Annotated in this window: 11 protein-coding genes; 4 read left to right on the top strand and 7 right to left on the bottom strand. The window is 44.2% G+C overall.

Features of this window, described 5'->3' with window-relative positions; translation table 11 throughout:
• Positions 1-411: 411 nt before the first annotated feature.
• Complete coding sequence (locus FCL46_RS04450; protein ID WP_136805175.1) at positions 412-2,223, top strand: autotransporter assembly complex protein TamA; 1,812 nt, start codon at positions 412-414, stop codon at positions 2,221-2,223.
• Positions 2,220-6,227, top strand: a complete 4,008-nt coding sequence (locus tag FCL46_RS04445) for a translocation/assembly module TamB domain-containing protein (RefSeq protein ID WP_136805174.1) — start codon at positions 2,220-2,222, stop codon at positions 6,225-6,227. The genes FCL46_RS04450 and FCL46_RS04445 overlap by 4 nt, the downstream gene beginning before the upstream one ends.
• Position 6,228: 1 nt before the next feature.
• Here the strand turns inward: FCL46_RS04445 and FCL46_RS04440 are convergent, their stop codons facing one another.
• From FCL46_RS04440 to FCL46_RS04425, 4 genes are all read right to left on the bottom strand, one after another.
• Positions 6,229-7,317 (bottom strand): lytic transglycosylase domain-containing protein, encoded by a 1,089-nt coding sequence (locus FCL46_RS04440; RefSeq protein ID WP_136805173.1) that lies wholly within the window; start codon positions 7,315-7,317, stop codon positions 6,229-6,231.
• A 94-nt stretch (positions 7,318-7,411) separates the two neighbouring features.
• Positions 7,412-7,942, bottom strand: a complete 531-nt coding sequence (locus FCL46_RS04435; RefSeq protein WP_136805172.1) for a hypothetical protein — start codon at positions 7,940-7,942, stop codon at positions 7,412-7,414.
• Between the two features lie 523 nt (positions 7,943-8,465).
• Complete coding sequence (locus FCL46_RS04430; RefSeq protein ID WP_136805171.1) at positions 8,466-8,990, bottom strand: (Fe-S)-binding protein; 525 nt, start codon at positions 8,988-8,990, stop codon at positions 8,466-8,468.
• A gap of 173 nt (positions 8,991-9,163) precedes the next feature.
• Complete coding sequence (locus FCL46_RS04425; protein ID WP_176371587.1) at positions 9,164-9,667, bottom strand: hypothetical protein; 504 nt, start codon at positions 9,665-9,667, stop codon at positions 9,164-9,166.
• 809 nt (positions 9,668-10,476) lie between these two features.
• Between FCL46_RS04425 and FCL46_RS04420 the strand changes: the two genes are divergently transcribed.
• A complete protein-coding gene (locus FCL46_RS04420) occupies positions 10,477-11,358 on the top strand; it encodes a DMT family transporter (RefSeq protein WP_217909561.1) in 882 nt (293 codons plus the stop codon).
• Positions 11,359-11,417: 59 nt separating this feature from the next.
• Here the strand turns inward: FCL46_RS04420 and FCL46_RS04415 are convergent, their stop codons facing one another.
• Positions 11,418-12,428, bottom strand: a complete 1,011-nt coding sequence (locus tag FCL46_RS04415) for a DctP family TRAP transporter solute-binding subunit (protein ID WP_136805169.1) — start codon at positions 12,426-12,428, stop codon at positions 11,418-11,420.
• A gap of 583 nt (positions 12,429-13,011) precedes the next feature.
• On the opposite strand from FCL46_RS04415, the gene FCL46_RS04410 reads away from it, so the two are divergent.
• Positions 13,012-15,696: a hybrid sensor histidine kinase/response regulator gene (locus FCL46_RS04410; protein ID WP_136805168.1), complete on the top strand. Its 2,685-nt coding sequence runs from the start codon at positions 13,012-13,014 to the stop codon at positions 15,694-15,696.
• Between the two features lie 114 nt (positions 15,697-15,810).
• Here FCL46_RS04410 and FCL46_RS04405 read toward each other — a convergent pair whose 3' ends face one another.
• Both FCL46_RS04405 and FCL46_RS04400 read right to left on the bottom strand, forming a co-directional pair.
• Entirely contained in the window at positions 15,811-16,488 is a 678-nt protein-coding gene (locus FCL46_RS04405; protein WP_136805167.1) for a hypothetical protein, read from the bottom strand.
• A gap of 399 nt (positions 16,489-16,887) precedes the next feature.
• A complete protein-coding gene (locus tag FCL46_RS04400) occupies positions 16,888-18,426 on the bottom strand; it encodes an NAD(P)/FAD-dependent oxidoreductase (RefSeq protein WP_136805166.1) in 1,539 nt (512 codons plus the stop codon).
• Positions 18,427-18,569: the final 143 nt, after the last annotated feature.

Below are 18,569 nucleotides of genomic sequence, written 5' to 3'. Positions count from 1 at the left end.
ATTAACCGCTATCCCCCACCCGCTCATTATAATGCCACACACTCCCCTGAAGGCACTTCAGGAATATCAGAAGTTTATCAAATTCAGGGCTTAATACCCAAGAATCAAATTAGCTTTATCTGTATCAGTGGTATTTTGGGCTGACCTATTTGCTGAAATCAGACCTCTCATATAACAAAGAAGTTACTCAAAAAAATTACACAATTATTTTTTTTGATGATAATTCGTATTTATTAATATATTTACAGTGTTTCAACCACATGACAGATCACTCCCCCACACCGTCAGGCTACATATCGCTAAAGATAATAGTTATACCATATGGTATATGTTTCAGGTTAATTAGGGATACCTCGAAACAACTATATTGAAACCTCATAATTCTAAAGTATTACATTAAAATATATATTTATGGCTTGTCATTGTCACTCATTAGTCAGGAGACTGATTCTCACGATCTCCTGCATATTATATTGCTCAACGTCTGTCTGGGCGAATGGGGAAGAAAAACTCACTGTAGAAATTACTGGTATACATAACTCCGTACTTAAAAACGTTGAGGTTTTTCTCAGTATCAATAATGCAGCCAACGAACAGAAAACCAGTTTGCTGGAAAGTTTCAGACTCGGAGAAAAAGAACCTAAGCCCGAGTTATCAGAAAGAACCATCAAGCGATTGCACAGCGCCGCACCGGAAGAAATTCGTCAGGCGATGCAGCCCTTCGGGTATTATGATCCCCATATAGATGCTAAACTGGAAAATGTCAGCGGCACCTGGTATGCCTCCTACGAAATCGACTCCGGACCTGCTACTGAGCTTGACCGAATTGAGATCAAGGTTAACGGTGACGGTGCCAATGAACCTTCAGTAAACGATGCACTCGTCACAACTGAACTTATAACCGGTCAGAAACTTGATCATCGTAAATACGAAGAGACCAAGAGTAAACTCTCAGATGCACTCTACAACGCAGGTTTTATTGATGCTAAATTCACTCACAGTGAAATCAAGGTCTACCCGTCTAAACACAAGGCTGACATTACATTGATTGTAGACTCGGGCCCGCGTTTCACTTATGGCACAATCACCGTTGAACAAGACATTTTGCATCCTGAATTTGTAGAAAAATTTGCCAATATCAAGCATGGAGATAATTTCGAAGCCAACAAACTCATTGACTTTCAACTTGCACTCATGGACAGCAATTACTTCAGCGAAGTAGAAATTATGGCTGATCGCGAAAAGGCCGTCGGTACAGAGATCCCGGTAATTGTTAAAACCGAACCTAAAGAGCCACGCCGATATACCTTCGGCCTTGGGTATGGTACCGATACAGGGCCACGTGTGACAACCGGTGCCGAATTACGACGCATTAACCGCTCTGGCCATAAGATGCGTTTTGATCTTCGTGCCTCAGAAATCGAACAAACCGTCAGTAGTCAGTATCAAATCCCCATAAAGAAGATTACCACAGACAGCCTTGCTTTCACCGCATCAGCATCAAGTGAACAGGAAGGCGATATCGATACCGATCAATTCAAGCTTGTAACCAGTATTAATGATGACTGGTACGGCTTTCGCCGCAGGCTTTATCTGAGTCTTGAAAGAGAAAATTTTGATATAGGCGAAGGCACCCAAACCTCAAATCTCTTGACTCCCGGAATTCAGCTATCACGCAAATATTTTGATGATCCGCTGTTCCCTCGTAAAGGGTATAGTGCAACCCTTGATATACATGGCGGGCTTGAGAGCCCTATGACTGAAACGACGTTCCTGCACACCAGTCTGAATGCACGTGCGGTGATGCCTTTGTCTGCGCAGAGCCGATTGCTGGTGCGCGGGGAGTACGGCGTGATCCAATCATCCGAGTTTGACAATCTTCCACCTTCTCAACGCTTCTTTGCCGGTGGTGACCAGAGTGTTCGAGGCTACGGATATCAGGATCTAAGCCCAAAAAACAGCGATGGCGATGTGATAGGTGGTCAATATCTTGCCGTTTTCAGTATTGAGGCTGATTATCTGTTCTACAAAAATTTTGGTATGGCGGCATTTTTCGATGCGGGTAACGCAAGTGAAGATTTCATGCCCGGCCTTAAAACCGCTGCCGGACTTGGTCTTCGTTACCGCTCACCTGTTGGAATGATCCGAGTTGATCTGGCGACTCCACTTGAAAGCAGTGAAGATTCGTATCGTCTTCACATAAGCATTGGAGCCGATCTATGAAACGGTTAATCATCAAAGTAGGCCTTGCCTCAGTATCAGTAATTGCAGCATTACTCATAACTCTGCTGGCTGCTGTTTCTCTAATTGTTTTCACACAAAGTGGAACGCAGTTTGCCTGGCAACAGGCTCAACCGTTTTTACCTGATACAGTGAAAGTAGAATTGCTCACAGGAAGACTTGCAGGGCCGCTGAATATTTCAGGTCTCAAGGTCAGGACTGAAGCGTTTGACCTCGAACTGGATAAATTCGAATTTGGCTGGCAGCCCTCGAGGTTGTTTAAACGTGTTCTGGATATTGACCGTCTTATCGTGACAGGTCTGCGCTTCACTCAACTTAAAACAGCCACGCCCAAAACCGAAGAGGAACAACAACCCTTTACTCTTCCGGAACAGATCAAGCTTCCTTTTAATGTGAGACTTGGCCTTGTAAGTCTTAATGAATTCGAATTTCGCTCCCAAAGGGACGCTGAGCCATTTGTTATTCATTCAGCACAGCTAACAGCTGCAGCAGGTCAGCAAAAAATAGACATACTCTCTTTAAACGTCATATCACCCGTCATTTCTCTTGAGGGAAAGGCCAACCTGACAACAGCAAAAGACTATCCATTGACTGGAGAATTACGCTGGCAAGTCCCTGTACCTCAGTATCCAACTGTAAGCGGGCTTACACAATTAACGGGCAGTCTGCAGGAGCTTAGCATCAATCAAACAATTGAAAAGCCCTATGATGTGCAGGCTCAGGTGCTCCTCAAGAACCCTCTGAACAATCTTTCATTTGAGGCTGCTGTCAATATACATCCACTCAACCTGCAGAGCCTGAATCCAGATCTACCAGCCATAACCGCACAGCTTGCCCTTAAAGGGAGCGGTGCGCCGGATGATATTGCTTTACACTTTACCGGCTGGGCCGAAGATCAGGCGCTGGGCAGGTTTAATGCTGCACTGGCAGGTGGCTATACCCCCCAGACAGTTTCAATTGATGATCTGACAATTACAGTTCCCGAACAACCTGCGCAGCTGAAGGCCAGCGGCAAAATCGAGCTTGCTGATGAGCCGAAATTGAATGTTCAGATGGATTGGCTAAAGCTCCAATGGCCGCTCACGGGTAATCCTCTCATCACCAGCCCTTCAGGCATGGTAAAGCTCACAGGAACCATAGAAAATCTTATTGCCGGCCTGGATATAGCCGTAGGTGATAATGGCAATATCACAGGTAAGGCTCAACGGGAGAACGAAGGTGTTGCCATTTCCCTCAACTGGCATGAGCTGCAATGGCCCCTGACGCAACCCGAAGTAAAAAGCCCTAAAGGACATGTCTCTGTTACAGGGAAAATTAACGACTATATCCTCGATCTGCAGGCGGGAGTGGTTGTGCCCGAGCAGACAGATGCCCAGCTGCTGATACAGGGCCATGGCAGTGAAGAAGATCTTACATTATCACGAATAGCTATCAGTGCACTTGAAGGTACAATCAATGGCAAGGCTGATGTTCGCTGGAAACCTGAGCTGAAAGGGAGTGTTGATTTAGCCGGACAAGGGTTGAACCCAGGAGTACTGATACAGGACTGGCCCGGCAAATTAACAGTAAAATTGCAGGCACAAGGCGGCATAGACAACGAGAAGCCACATCTGCAATTGCAGCAACTACAGGCACAAGGGCAACTTCGCGGTTATGAACTGTCACTGGACGCAAAAGGAACATATACGGAAGAGCTCACTGTGCTGGAGCAACTTGCACTGTCCTCCGGTTCGACACAACTCACAGCTGATGGCACAATCAGTGATACACTCGATGTCAATTGGCAGGTACATAGCAAAGATTTAGGCACATTACTGCCAGAAGCAGAAGGACGGATAGATGGTAAAGGCATTGTGACCGGCTCTATGCAGCGCCCGCAGTTCATTGCCGGTTTGAATGCTGAGAATTTGGCATATCCGGGCTATAACCTGAAATCCCTTAATCTTGATGCCGATGTCGATTTAACTGGAGAAAAACAGTCGAAAGTTATCCTTCTCATAGAGAACGGTAATGCAGCAGGCGTAGAACTCCACAAGATTTCCTTAAACGGCCTGGGGGATCCGGGCAGACATTCGTTCACGCTGACTGCTGATACCAGCGAAGGGCAAGCTGACATTGCTCTTCAAGGCGAATTACTTAATCCCTGGCAAGAGGACATGGCCTGGGACTTCACCCTGAATACGCTTCAACTTAAATATCCAGCTCTCGAAGGCTGGGCCTTGCAAATGCCTGCCACAGGACGTATTTCGTCTGGACAAGCACAGCTTTCCCAAAGTTGTCTGCAATCCAGCGAAGCTGTATTGTGTCTGAATGGCAGTCAATCAACAGAAGAACTCAAGGCCGACTTTACACTGACAGAGCTGCCTTTCAACTATCTCGCTCCCTTTCTTCCTGCCGATATTGATGTGCAGGGAAATATCAGTGGTAAAGGTTCATTTCATAAATCGGGAAACCAGGAGCCATCTGCAGCTATTGATTTCCAAACAAGCACAATTCGTCTGCTGACTTATGATCCAAATGAAGAGGAACTGAACGAGAAACTGATACTCACATTTCTACCAGGTGAAATCAATCTGAATATGCAGGATGATGGCATTCGGGCAGGCATTAAATTACCCTTATCGGAGACCGATGGAATCGCCATGCAGGCCACCATTGCTCCAGACCAGCGCCCACTGACTGAACGCCAATTGACTGGGCAGGTTAAGGTCGATATCGAAGACCTCGACTTTATCGCAGATCTTATTCCTGATGTTCAGCAGCTGGCCGGTCGCCTCAATGGAGATATGACGCTCTCTGGAAGCCCCGGTTCACCAGTATTAAGGGGAAAGTTGGCTCTGGTCGACGGTGCTGCACAACTTGAACGTCCCGGCCTCAACCTCAGTGAAGTTAGGCTCGAAGTTACCGGTGAAGGCGATGGTGGACTCAAGCTTACTGCCCATGCGCTCTCAGAAGGCGGTGAACTGAATATTACCGGAACAGCAGATTTGAAAGGCGATGCTCCCGTAGCTGATATCACTATAAAAGGTGATACTTTCCGAATAATCAATACCCAGCAGGCAGAGGTGGATACTTCACCTGACCTGACTATCGCCATTCGTGAAAACCAGATCAATGTAGAAGGTCAGGTGGTTATTCCCCATGCACAGATCAAGCTCAAGACACTACCGGAATCAGCTATAAAAACTTCGGACGATCAGGTGATCGCAGGCTCTGAAGAACCAGGTAATGCTGATAAAAATACCAGCAGAGATATCTACGCCCGCGTGCGTGTAATTCTTGGAGAGACTGTGAGTTTTGACGGATTCGGACTCAATGCCCGTATTAAGGGTAACATTCTTGCTGTTGAGAAACCCGGGGAGCCAACCACTGGCAGCGGAGAACTGATGGTTCTCGATGGTGAATACAGGGCATATGGTCAGGGATTAGTCATTGAAAAAGGACGAATTCTGTTTGCCGGTGGTCCTATCAGCCAGCCCGGTCTTGATGTGCGGGCTGTTCGTCGACCTGCAAGTGGTATTACCGTTGGTGTTCAGGTAAGAGGAAACATCAAACAACCTGATTTCACATTATTTTCTGACCCTTCCATGACACAGGGTAATCAACTCTCATATCTTGTACTTGGGCGCCCTATGAGCGGATCTTCCAGCAATGAGGAAGGATCAGCCCTCAGCCGGGCAGCTCTTGCCCTGGGCTTAAAGGGTGGGAGTAATGTGGCGGCTAAGATCAACAGCAAGCTTGGGTTTGATCAGTTTGGGATTGCTTCAACCGAAGCGGGAGCAGAGAACAATGCGGAAAATGCTTCATTTGTTATAGGTAAGTACCTTTCACCACAATTATACATTAGTTACGGATTAGGAGTGTTTGATCCAGTCTCAACGTTACGACTGCAATACACCATCAACAAACGGTGGGAATTCGTTACAGAATCTTCAGACTCAGGCAGTGGTGGAGATCTGAACTATACTATAGAAACGGGAAACTGATTTATAGGCCGGGCATACCAAAGGATTGAATAAGCAAGGCGTTGTCGTCTTCCTCGTAGGCCAGTAGTTTCCCTTCTTTCTGATGGATTCGGAAAGCAAGTGCGTAGGAGAGTACACGGATAGGGTAATCACGGGGAAGCTTCATCAGATAAGGCTGAATAGTAATAAAATCAGTAGCTCCATATTGCTCCATGATAAAGCGAAGACCACCGTTGGCTGGCCCCATATTATATGCGAGAAGACCAAGAAAGAGATCGTTGTTCATCTCTGAAAGGTAATAACGCAGAGTGGCCGCACCGGTAAAGGCATTATATCGCGGATTGTTCATATCCCGACTATCAGCCTGAAATAGCCGATCAACACTCTGCGTGACAGTTGCCGGAACCCGGGTTATCTGAAAAAGTCCATGTCCACCGTCTTTACTTTTCCGCGGCAGATACGACGATTCTGTCGCAGCAAGCCCTTTGAGCAGGTCGATATCTATATTGTACTCTGCTGCTGCGTCTTCTATGTCTTCTGTAAATGGTTCTGCCCGACGTAACAAGAAACCCAGTTGCACGGTGTCCTGTCGACGATAGGTAGCATATACCTGATGCACAAGAGTGACACGCCCGGCCTCCTCTTTGCCACCAACCAGAGTGCGGTAATAGCCGAAAGCCTGGGTAAACACTCTTTGCGGAATGAGGGTACCTGCAACAAGCGTCATACCAAGTACAATTGCTGAAGGCAGCCACGGCGAGACACTGCGCAACCACCTCCGGAGTCGCTTCCAACCACTCATAAATAGTGTGGACAGGATAATCAGCCCGAGGATTCCACCGGCAAAGGGCAAAAGGCTGTTAAAAACATCAGTGCCGGAAAAACGATTGCCAAAATGACCTAGAAAAACAATTATTATAGCAAGACAGCTTACCATCAGGCCGAGACTCTCCACGCAAATCAGCGACAAATCCCGTAACAGTCGTTTACCTGGATCATTCTTTTTCTTCCGGCCACGGCTCTTCTTCGAGCCGAAACGTGGAACCTTGAAACGGCTTGAACCATTCGGCCGCTTATTCTGTAATTGTTTAGCTGGAACTGGTCTACCCATTCTGAAAATGCTTTAAAAGTTGTACCAGGGGTCACAGCAATCATACACCATTTATGAATACTCCCCGCCAACCTCCATACCTGCCCTGGATTGTTTACATTCGAACAGAATGCAACTCGACAATTTTAATCTGATATGGTGAGTTAACGACAATCCTTGATATATTCTCCCGCAAAACAAGTTTAATAAGGGGGGACAATGATTTTTTTATAGCGAAAGATTGAACCTTAAACCAGTCATCATCAGATTTGAGTATTTTTACGATATCAAATCGATTCTCGCTGTCACCGGTATGTAAACACACACTCGTACAGGTAGAATTCAACTCTAAGATGATGTCTTGAAATGTCTCACTCTGAAAAGTTGGTGTTTCTACGGGCAGATTGTAAGAGGCTAGATAATGAATAGCCCGGTGCTCCCTGTTACCCCAATACACCTCAGTCACCTGCTCTGTTTCGAAAACAGTAAATCCTTCATAATCACCGTTATCATCGTAGAGATGCATTGCAATTACAGTATCATCTACATGGCAAATAATTCCGGTAAGTTCTTCATCATGACAGTTTCTTTCAACTGATACTAATTTTGATTGTCGCTTTAATTCTGCTAACTCAGAAACGAGCATATGGTATTTCCTTTTGCCATTGGCAAACGTACAATTGGGAGCTGATTGTATTGTGGAAGAACAGGCCCATCCACCCTTTCAACATCAATATTTCAGACAGTAATAGACTGTCATTTTTTCCTCAGACCTACCACCGCAATCCATCCACCAATCCTGTCAATACATAATCATATTAAACAGATACAGCAAACATTTTCCTGATCGTGAAGCACCGTTGCCGGACTATATCTCAAAGAGCTCAGGAATAATTTTCTTGGATCAATGGAGGGAAGCAACCGGAATTTCTAACCAGGGAATTCAGAAATACGTATAGTAGTAACAATTACAAACATATCGCCAGAGAGCGGTCCCGCGTGTGCGATCAGAAATGGAGTTTGATCCGAAAGCAGCTTGAGATAAGCAACCATTCATGAGGGAAAGCGCAAGAGGCGTAATGTTAACCTCCCCTTGTACTTTAAATTCTGTAACTGAGCAATTGAGTAATAACACACTATCAATCCACATTCATTGACAGCATATCATTTCAATCCAAAAACACGAAGTTCCCCAGATACTCATGCAATTTTCTTCTATTGACTTCAGTAAGTTCAGGGCAATCCTCAGCCGATTTTACTCCTTGCATCACAAGTGATGCGAAAACTGTGCAGGTAGCCTGATTGCATTTTTTACAGTTAGATTTTGGCAGGAGTTTTAACACTTCTATCAGTTTCGGTTTTTCTGCTGCTTTGAAACTCGGAATAATGGAATTACGGTTTTCCCAAGTCTCATTAATTTCGTTTTTTAACCATGCTAGTATCTTGTCTGCGTCTTCTTCACTCTTCAAGGCATTGATAGCAATCTTTTTCGGATGCAAAGCAATGAGTTGCCCCTGAACCTGCAACATGAGTGAGGGTGGTTCTTCCGTGTACTGCGTTCCACCGAGTCTGGTATTGAGATATGGGAGGACTTCACCTATATCTTCGCTCAGGTGCGCAAAACAATGGAGTGATTGAAATTGGGGATTGCAATCGGGCCTGAATATCTCTTTCGTGAAATTTTTAAGCAACATGATATTTCCCTCAAGCATATAAGGATTACCGTGAATCACCAATCCGCTTTGGATAGTTCCCACCTATTAAAGGAACACGCTCCAGGTTACGAATTCAAAGCGAACGCCCCCTAGTGGGGGGGGGACTGAACGAGAATAGCTCTATGTCCCCCAGGAGACTCTCAATATAGCCTCTAAAGGATATTGGCCTTCTTTAGATCTTCTACCAAAAGGACTGTCGCCTTCTCCACATACTTTTTGGTCATTACCGGATCTTTTAATTCTGAAGTCGCTGACCATATAAGATTTTTTGAAGCCGTTTCATAGAGCTTTGATTCCAGAACAACCCTGATTGTGATTGACGTTGTAGTTGTCTGATCAGGCAGCATAAAGACAGGTTCATACGGGGCACGATCGAGTGCCATATCTGTTCGACCAACAGCTTCCCGGGTGTACGTCTTTTCACTTCGACTGTTCATCCTGGTCAGTAATACAGCATCTGCACCAGTTTCCTTCACAACCTGAATTACTGTTTCGGGAGTTGGCATGCCTTCCAAAATCTTAAGATTGTAACTTGGTATCGCTGCAGTTCCCTCCCGCTTAAGATCCTGAACAAAAGCGTTCTCAAAAAGTCTGCGATATGTTGCATTATGTGCGACCCCAATAACAAGGATCGTCTTAATATCTGCTGTTTTCATCTCGGGCGCAGACCAGGACGAAACAATTTTATTCTTAGCACATGACGATAACAGCATAAAAGTCAAAACCAATCCCAGTGTTAAAACGGAAATTCTACAATTCACAAAAATTTTCATAGTTCTCCCTTACAGTTTGGAAAAGCAATTAGTCTTTGATGATTGGTACTTCAGTTACGATAGAGACGACTTGAAGACATCCTGTATATTCAGTACCATGCCCCGCCCACCTGTGCACCTTTTTTTAGTCAGGACACCAGTTCACACACCAATGAAGAACTCTTTAAACTTTGACATTACCAAAAGGTTAACCCACCGATATTTTGAGGATAATTACTAGAATTGAAATGTTTTTTTTCACATTTCATCCATGAGGCTGGCAGAGAATGCCCTCTCGAAGTCTGCGCGTATCTACCTCAACCCTTCGTCATTTCGATAAGAACAATGCTCAAAATATCATATCATCAAGCATACTGAATTAACGCAACCACGTGATAACACCCGGATCGGATTCTTATTGCAAAAAAGATGTGGTTATCCTTTGTTTGAAAAGGTATTACCCGTGCACCTACTGGCAATCATCAACCTTTTGATTATTGTGGTTCTACCGGATATCATCCCGTAGTTTGCCAGTAAACACATGATGAGTATTTAAACCATTTTCAACAAACAACGAGTTTGTGCGTAAAAACACACAAACACACAAACCTTATGTCGCTTTTGTAAATACCATCGTATTCACACAGGTTCCAGCCACAACAATGAGCATTCATGCAGTTCAAAACATACAACCTGGAAAATGCTAACCCATTATGATGAGCTTTCCTGATCTGTTACTGACATTACTTGTAAATTTTGCCTGGGGATTCAATTTTATTGCAGGCAAAATCGGAGCAGAAAAATTTCAACCGCTGTTCTTTACTGCAATCCGATTCCTCTTTTTGCTGCTGCTGATGTTTCCCTGGCTAAGGCCTGCCAAAGGTTCAATGTTTGCGCTGCTTCAGGTATCGTTTCTGCTCGGTGTAGTTCATTTCAGTATGATGTTTATGGGTCTTCATGCTGGTGGAAATATCGCATCAGTTGCCATCACTACACAGCTGTACGTGCCCTTTTCCGCGATATTGGCAACACTCTTTTTACGTGAACGCATTTCATTTCTGCGAATACTGGCAATTGTTATAGCTTTATCCGGAGTAATGCTGATTGGCTTTGACCCGATAGTATTTAATCACCTTGATGCAATTTTGTGGGTTACCGGCGCCGCTTTTGCGATGTCTGTTGCCACCATACTAATGCGCCAATGCCCGGATCTTGGTGTTTTCAGACTCCAGGCATGGATTGCACTCATCGCCACTCCATCACTTCTACTCTTATCATATCTTTTTGAATCCGGTCACTCTGAGATACTAACAGAGATTCAATGGCTCGATCTGTGGTCGCCCCTCTACTCTGCTGTCGGTGCTTCAATTATCGGACACGGAACAGTCTATTATCTTGTCGGAAGATACCAGGTATCGGTTGTGACACCATTACTATTACTGGCTCCGATACTGGCTTCAGTTTTCGGTGTGATCTTTTTAGGTGATGAACTTGGCTGGAAACTGATAGTTGGTGGACTGCTTACCATGCTGGGAATACTGATCGTCACGATTAACCCTAAGATTGGCAAAAGCGCCAAAACGGCTGCCAATTGAGTGCTCCGGTATATGTTTTGAGATGACCTTCAATCGTATTCCTACCTGAAGTCATACATTTATTCTATTGGATTCCTGGAGTTAATTGCAGCTTTCATAATTTCTACACCTATAACTGATTCAAACTCCTGCCAAATTGGTATCATTACATCTTCCCATGCTTTCTTTTCCTCCCCGGATAGATGCAGAACCTGCACGTTTTCGACCGCCATAATTGTTTTTTTGTCGGTTTCCTCTTTTTCTTTTGCCAGCCGATTAACCTCTTGGGTCACTTCATCGAGAATCACATTCAGTTCGCTACGCACATCCTCGGGTAAATTTTGCCAAAAGGCATGGTTTGTAACAACCATATACCCCAGATAACTATGCCCTACCTCTGTGAAATACGGACGTAGAAGATGCAGTTTAAGTGAAAGTATATTTGACCAGGCATTCTCATAGCCATCGACAACACCACCTCTGAGCGCATCAGGAAGATGCTTAAATGGCATCGGAGTAGCAATCGCTCCAAGGCGTTCATATTGCCGTTGGAAAACGTAGGATGGCTCAATTCGGAATTTGAGGCCTCTCAAATCAGATGGCTTAGATAAAGGTTTATTGGCAGACATCACTCGAAACCCGTTGTCCCAGTAACGCAATCCTTTAATTCCCCTTTTTTCCATTACTGCAAGCAATTGCCGGCCAACATCACTCTGTTGAAATCTGTGGATATGATTGAGGTTTTCAAAAAGAAAGGGTAAATCAAAAATCTGGAGCGCAGTACTGAATTTTCTAAATTTTGGGAAACTCGGTGCCGCCAATTCAACATCACCGAACAGGATCCCCAGTATCGCCTGCTCATCAGTATATTTTTGTGAACCAGGGTAAATTTCGACGTTTACCTTGCCGGCCAGTCGCTGTTCAACCAGTTCGCGAAACATCGTGGCCCCTTTCCCTTTCGGGGTATTTTCCCCCACGACATGAGAAAAACGTATCAAGATCGGCTTACTATACACTTCTGATAAAAGCACAACAAAGAGTGTTATGGCGCAGAGTATTGTTACCTGGAGATGACATTTCTTTATACACATAATGGTCTCAAAACAGAGAAAGTTCCTTTCAAGAGAGTTACCTTCCTCCAATTACTCTGGAAGCAAATCACTCGTTTACGCGGCAGGTCTTATAGCCATGGCATGTTCATTTTTCAATAAACGTACAGGTAACTATCTCAAAGAGAGAATGAAAGACTTGACCAGTTCCCTAACATCTCTCATTATACGTCATCCTGAGTTAACAATTCAATTCGCCCAAAACTATCGATCCTATTTGATAAACATGTCAGCATATTGAAGGGTAATAATTCATTTTCAGGACATATGAGTAGAACGTTTTCCTGTTACAATACTATTAGGTAACCAATTCCACTTTCATAAATTCCTCCACCACATCAACAGTAACTTCGACCAACCGCTTACAAGTATCAACCTATAATTGTTCAATAAAATATTGTCGTATCCGATCCTCACACCACATTGACTGAACAACACTGAATCTCGGATTTGTTTTGTCTTTCAGGATTAGATAAAATGAACAGTGTATGACAATGTTCTGAATAATTTGCCCCGAAAAATCACTTCGCAGAGCATTATTATCTTCAATAGGAATACCATAAAAATGCTTTTTTCAGAGCGCAAGGTGTCTTCTGCCAGCCACATACTTTTGACAGTATCTATCCTTTGTGTCTGCTTTGTTGGACTTCATACTCCGTGCTCTGCAAAGAACCAGAGAGCAAACATTCTCGTTCTTCATTCCTACCATGTCGGATACAAATGGACCGATGAAGTTAATTCCGGCATACTCTCATCGTTAACTCCAATGGGTGCCAATGTTGATATTCATGTCGAATACATGGATATGAAGAGATATTATTCCGAAGATCGTTACGATATGATCTTTCGAACCTTAAGCGATAAATACAAATATATTCCGATTGATTATGTCATCTCATCTGACGATACTGCCCTAATATTTCTTAAGAAATACGGCAAAAGCCTATTCCCGGGGGCAATTGTATCTTTTTGTGGTGCGAATTATCTCAATGAACACGAATTAGAGGGATATCCAAATTTCTTTGGTGTCACTGAGGAAGCTGACGTTGAGACAAATGTTACAACCCTGCTGAAAATTCACCCGGACACAACACGCATTTACATCATCAACGACATAACTGTTACCGGCCGAAAAGTTCGCAAAGAAATAGACAGGGTAGTTGATAAATATAAACACATGTTGGAGTTTATAGTACTCGATGACGTATCTCTGCCTTATCTCCTTGAGCAGGTGTCAGCTATACCTCCTAAAAGCTTAATACTCTTCTCATTGTTTCTAAGCGATAAATACGGACAAACGTATGAGTATTATGAGGTGTTTTCTAAAGTATATGATAAAAGTCCGGTTCCGATATATGGTCTATGGGATTTTTATTTTGGTCATGGACTGGTCGGTGGGATGGTTACTAATGGTTATAGCCAGGGAAAAGCAGCTGGCGATATTGTTATCCGCTTGATTCAAGATGGTCCCTCAGCCAATCTCCAACGCCTGTACCACAGCCCCAATGTACACATTTTTGACTACAACATTCTGATTTCTAATAACATTAACCCTACTTCTTTACCTATAGACAGTCTGATTTTAAACTTTCCGGTATCGTTTTATCAGAAACATAAGCAAGTGCTTTTAGGCAGTGCGGTGGCAATTGTCTCTTTGCTCGTAATAATTATATTTTTAATCGTAAATATCTACAGGAGAAAAGTAGCCGAAAAGAAGTTGTTTCATTCTGAAAAAAACTTTCGAAGTATATTCGAGAATGCAACAGAAGGTTTATTCCAGACAACCCGTGAAGGTCAATTCCTTAAGGTAAACCCGTCTCTTGCCCGAATGCTTGGATTCGAAACGCCCGAAGAGACAATTGCATACTACACCGATATACGAAACCAGCTGTATGTTCACCCTGAAGAGCGGGATCAACTGCTGGCAGAGCTTGCGGCAGGGCGGAAGGTGGTAAACCACGAAAGACAGATGTACTGCAAAGATGGATCTATTATTACGGTACTTCATAATATACACGAACTGCACGATGAATCAGGGAATTGCCTCTACCTTGAAGGGTCACTCACAGATATCACGAAACAACAACAAACCGAAGCAAAACTGCGCCAAGCGCAGAAAATGGAAGTAATTGGCACTCTTGCCGGTGGAATCGCCCATGATTTCAACAACATCCTCTCGGCTCTTACCGGCTACACACAATTGGCTCTTCTGCTATCAGAAGGAAATCAAAAGATACACAATTACCTCACTGAAGTTGAAAAAGCCTCAAAGCGGGCAAAAGATCTTGTCTCCCAAATCCTGGCGATCAGCCGGAGAACAGAATCAGAAAAACACCCGCTGCAAATCAGCCTGATTGTTTCTGAAGCACTAAAACTACTACGATCATCTATCCCGTCTTCAATAGAGATTGTCCAGGATATCCAGACAAACACCTTGGTAGTCGCCGATTCGACAGAGATTCATCAGGTGATTATGAATCTCTGCACCAATGCTTACCATGCCATGCAGGATACAGGTGGTACTCTTTCGGTTACTATGAGGGATTTTCAATTTATCGCTGATGACGCCACACCTGATTCTGAATTTCCCTCTGGACAATATCTACACCTTGAGATCAGTGACACCGGTACCGGCATGGATAAGCAGACACTCGCCAAGATATTCGAACCATACTTCACTACGAAAGAAGCCGGCAGAGGTACCGGCCTGGGACTTGCGGTAGTTCATGGAATTGTCAACGGATGCGGTGGATTCATCCGAGTCTATAGTGAACCGGGCCAAGGTACCACTTTCAATATATACTTTCCGGTATTTACAGATACCGATACACCTGTATCGCTCCCCCTTAACACAACCCATACTGATCTGAAAGGCGGCAATGAAACAATTCTGCTCATTGACGATGAAGAAGATGTACTCCATATGCATCGGGACCTTCTTGAAACTTTTGGTTATACCGTAGAAGCCTACGATAACAGCCACGACGCTCTAAGGAATTTTTTTGAAGCCCCGGATCGCTACCACCTGGTTATCACCGATCTGACAATGCCGGGAATGACAGGCGAACAATTAGGTGCTGAAATTCTTGCAACTGATCGGAACATTCCGGTTATCGTAGTTTCTGGATTTTCCGGAGCAATGAACAGATCAAAATTCATTGAAAAAGGATATTCAGATTTTATCCAAAAACCTGTGGATGTGCATGAATTTCTGCACCGAATTCGAGAAATATTAGATAGATCTACTTAAAAACCTCTTTAGATGCTTGAAGCCATCAAAGTCTGTTTAAATGCACTGCCTTGATGAGGTTAGCTCTCAAATTTTATAATTTGCACCAGATATACTATTGCCCCTTCCCGGCAATCAGAAATGGTATACGAACTGCACTGAAGCGACAGGATAATATTCAAACCAACTCAGATCATCCTCGATTTCCTTCTCTTCGTTGGCAAGATAATCCTGCACATCACTAATCCCATTCACATCAATAGGTCCTTCAACACGCATATTTTTTACATCCGGAGCCCCCTGGAACATGACACCAAAATTGCACGCGATATCCCATCCGGTAGTTCCATTATTAGATCTCCATCCAATACCGAAATACGGGGCAAAGGTATTGAAACCTACATCAGCAAGCACTTTTGCTGTCTCTAAATACGGAGACAACGAACCGGGAACTTCACCAGCGTCAAACGTTCCTACTACACCAACTTCATTATTGTTAATATATGCTCCACCGCTCAAAAAGAATGCACTGCTGAAAGGATGATAATCAAGCAGTAATGAAAACGACCGGAGTTTTGTGTCAAAATCATAGTCGACATCATTACTCTCACCGTCCAGCGAGAAGTCGAGGTAATTTAATCCCACACGAAACCGTGTATTTTCTAAAACCGAAAAACTTATCTCAGCTCCGGGGCCAAGAGTTCCTAAGTGAACACCTACCCCAAGGGTCTCACCAGCTTTACTCTGTTGTGGGAATCCCACAAATATCACACTCGCCATAGCAACAGCTGCTACTGCATATTTTTTCTTCATACGCGCAAAGTTCCTTTAGCTTTCTGATGAATGAAATCAACGCACCTAACCGAAACTTGGGCGATGCCCTGAAAGTAAGCAATCGTGGTTACACTACATGCGTAGATGATAGGCTAACTGCCTGAATGTTCCAATACAGACATCTTTCCAGAGTCATATACCATTAATTCACAGATTCATCAACACGTTAGGATTCGTAGTGAAAATGCACACTGACAGCTCACATTCAGGTAAATCAAATACTCAAGAAATGGTGGCTGCTACAAACTTCTATACTGGCTCAGATTGAGATTCAGAAGTGGGAGGTGGAAAATGGGAAGTGGCTATACGATACATCAAAGCAAATCCAAAGAGTTTTTTCCCTCTTTGGATTTGCTTACAAAATACAATGGTTCTCCTTCAGGATGCCTGCTGGATAATTGCCATAGCTGTCCGTATTCCGTCAACACCGCTCGAAATTATGCCGCCAGACCAACCGGAACCTTCACCGGCCAGATACAGATTGGAAAACCCCTGGCAGCGTCTCTCGTCATCTCGTAGCACCTGCACAGGCGATGACGTCTTACTCTCAAGTCCAAGAATAGTTCCGCTCCCAAAACCTCTAAGTTTTTTATTGAACTGTGCTAAGCCCAAAGAAACTGAACGACTGATCTCGCCTGGCAGCAGATCCCATAAGGGTGCAGAGATAAGGCCTAAAGGATAGCTGGACTCAACAGATTGAGACGGCTCTCTTTTATTAATAAAGCCCGATATTGTAGAGAAAGGTGCTTGATAGCCGTTTGAATATTCATAAAACTTTTGTTCCAGATCACCTAGCCAGTCAAGGGCTTCGAGTGGTTCAACAGCTCTTCCGAGTAACGAATTTAGATTACACCCTGCCACACAGGCAGCATTGGCAAACCGGCCGTTTCGCTTGTAGCGACTCATTCCGTTTACAATATTGGTATTCTCATAGGCTGCAGCCGGTACAACGATACCGCCAGGACACATACAGAAAGTGTAAACAGGCAGACAACCATCTCCTTTTGCAGTAAGCCGATATTCAGCTGCTTTGACTCCTGGTAGCTCCGCCTTGCCCCATTGGGCTGTATTGATCAGTTCCTGCGGATGTTCAATCCGGCAGCCTATGGCAAAATTCTTGGTCCGGAACTGAACGTTGTTGTTGATCAGCATCCGATATGTTTCATGGGCCGAATGTCCGGGGGCAATAACAACCACATCTGCGGGAATCTCTCCAGCCGATGTAACTGCAGCGACGACCTTTCCAGAATCAATGCGTAAATCTGTCAGTTCAGTTTCAAACCGCATTTCTCCGCCCAAGTCTTCAAATTCATTTCTCAGGTTCAAAACAATTCTTCTGAGATTATCGGTACCGAGATGAGGGTGAGCCAGGTATTCGATCTCCTTTGGGCCTCCAGCACGAACATAACTCGAGAGGATAAACTGTTTTTCGCGGGCAATCTTTTTCGTTCTGGAAGTGAGCTTGCCGTCAGAAAACGTTCCAGCCCCGCCTTCACCAAATGCATAGTTGTTTATTGGATCAAAAGCACCCGTACTTTCAAATTTCTGGATGCTGTCAATGCGTCTGGCAACCTTGGAACCACGTTCAATGAGTATGGTTTGAAATCCGGCTTTTTGTAAAATCAGCGCCGCAAAAAATCCAGCAGGCCCACTCCCTACAACAACAGCCTTGGTACTTCTCTGCTTCCAGGGAATCTCAAGTGAAGGGTACGAATTCGGCTCGCCACCCTTAAGTTCATCAGAGAGAACACCAACACGCATCAACCAGTGTATATTGCTTTTCTTTCGCGCGTCGAGGCTCTTGCCTTCGATCTGCCACGAAAATTCTCTAATGCCAAGCTGTTTTGCAATGTCTGCCTTCAAGACATCGTCGCTATAGTCGGTGGGGAGTTGAAGTGTGATTTCCCGAAAGCCCAAGAGGATCTCCTACAGTAAGGTTAGTACTGAAAATATATAAAATTCTGGAACTATGCGTTTCATATTGAGCGATGTAGTAAAGCACAATCTTTCAACATGCTCGTCGCAGCTGTTTTTACCCGCAGAGTCTAGTGTTGTAAAGC

Origin of the sequence: Desulfosediminicola flagellatus (assembly GCF_005116655.2) — a bacterium.
Taxonomy (GTDB): domain Bacteria; phylum Desulfobacterota; class Desulfobulbia; order Desulfobulbales; family Desulfocapsaceae; genus Desulfopila; species Desulfopila flagellata.
Note: the sequence above shows the minus strand (reverse complement) of the source record. Positions and strands in the feature narration are given on the sequence as shown.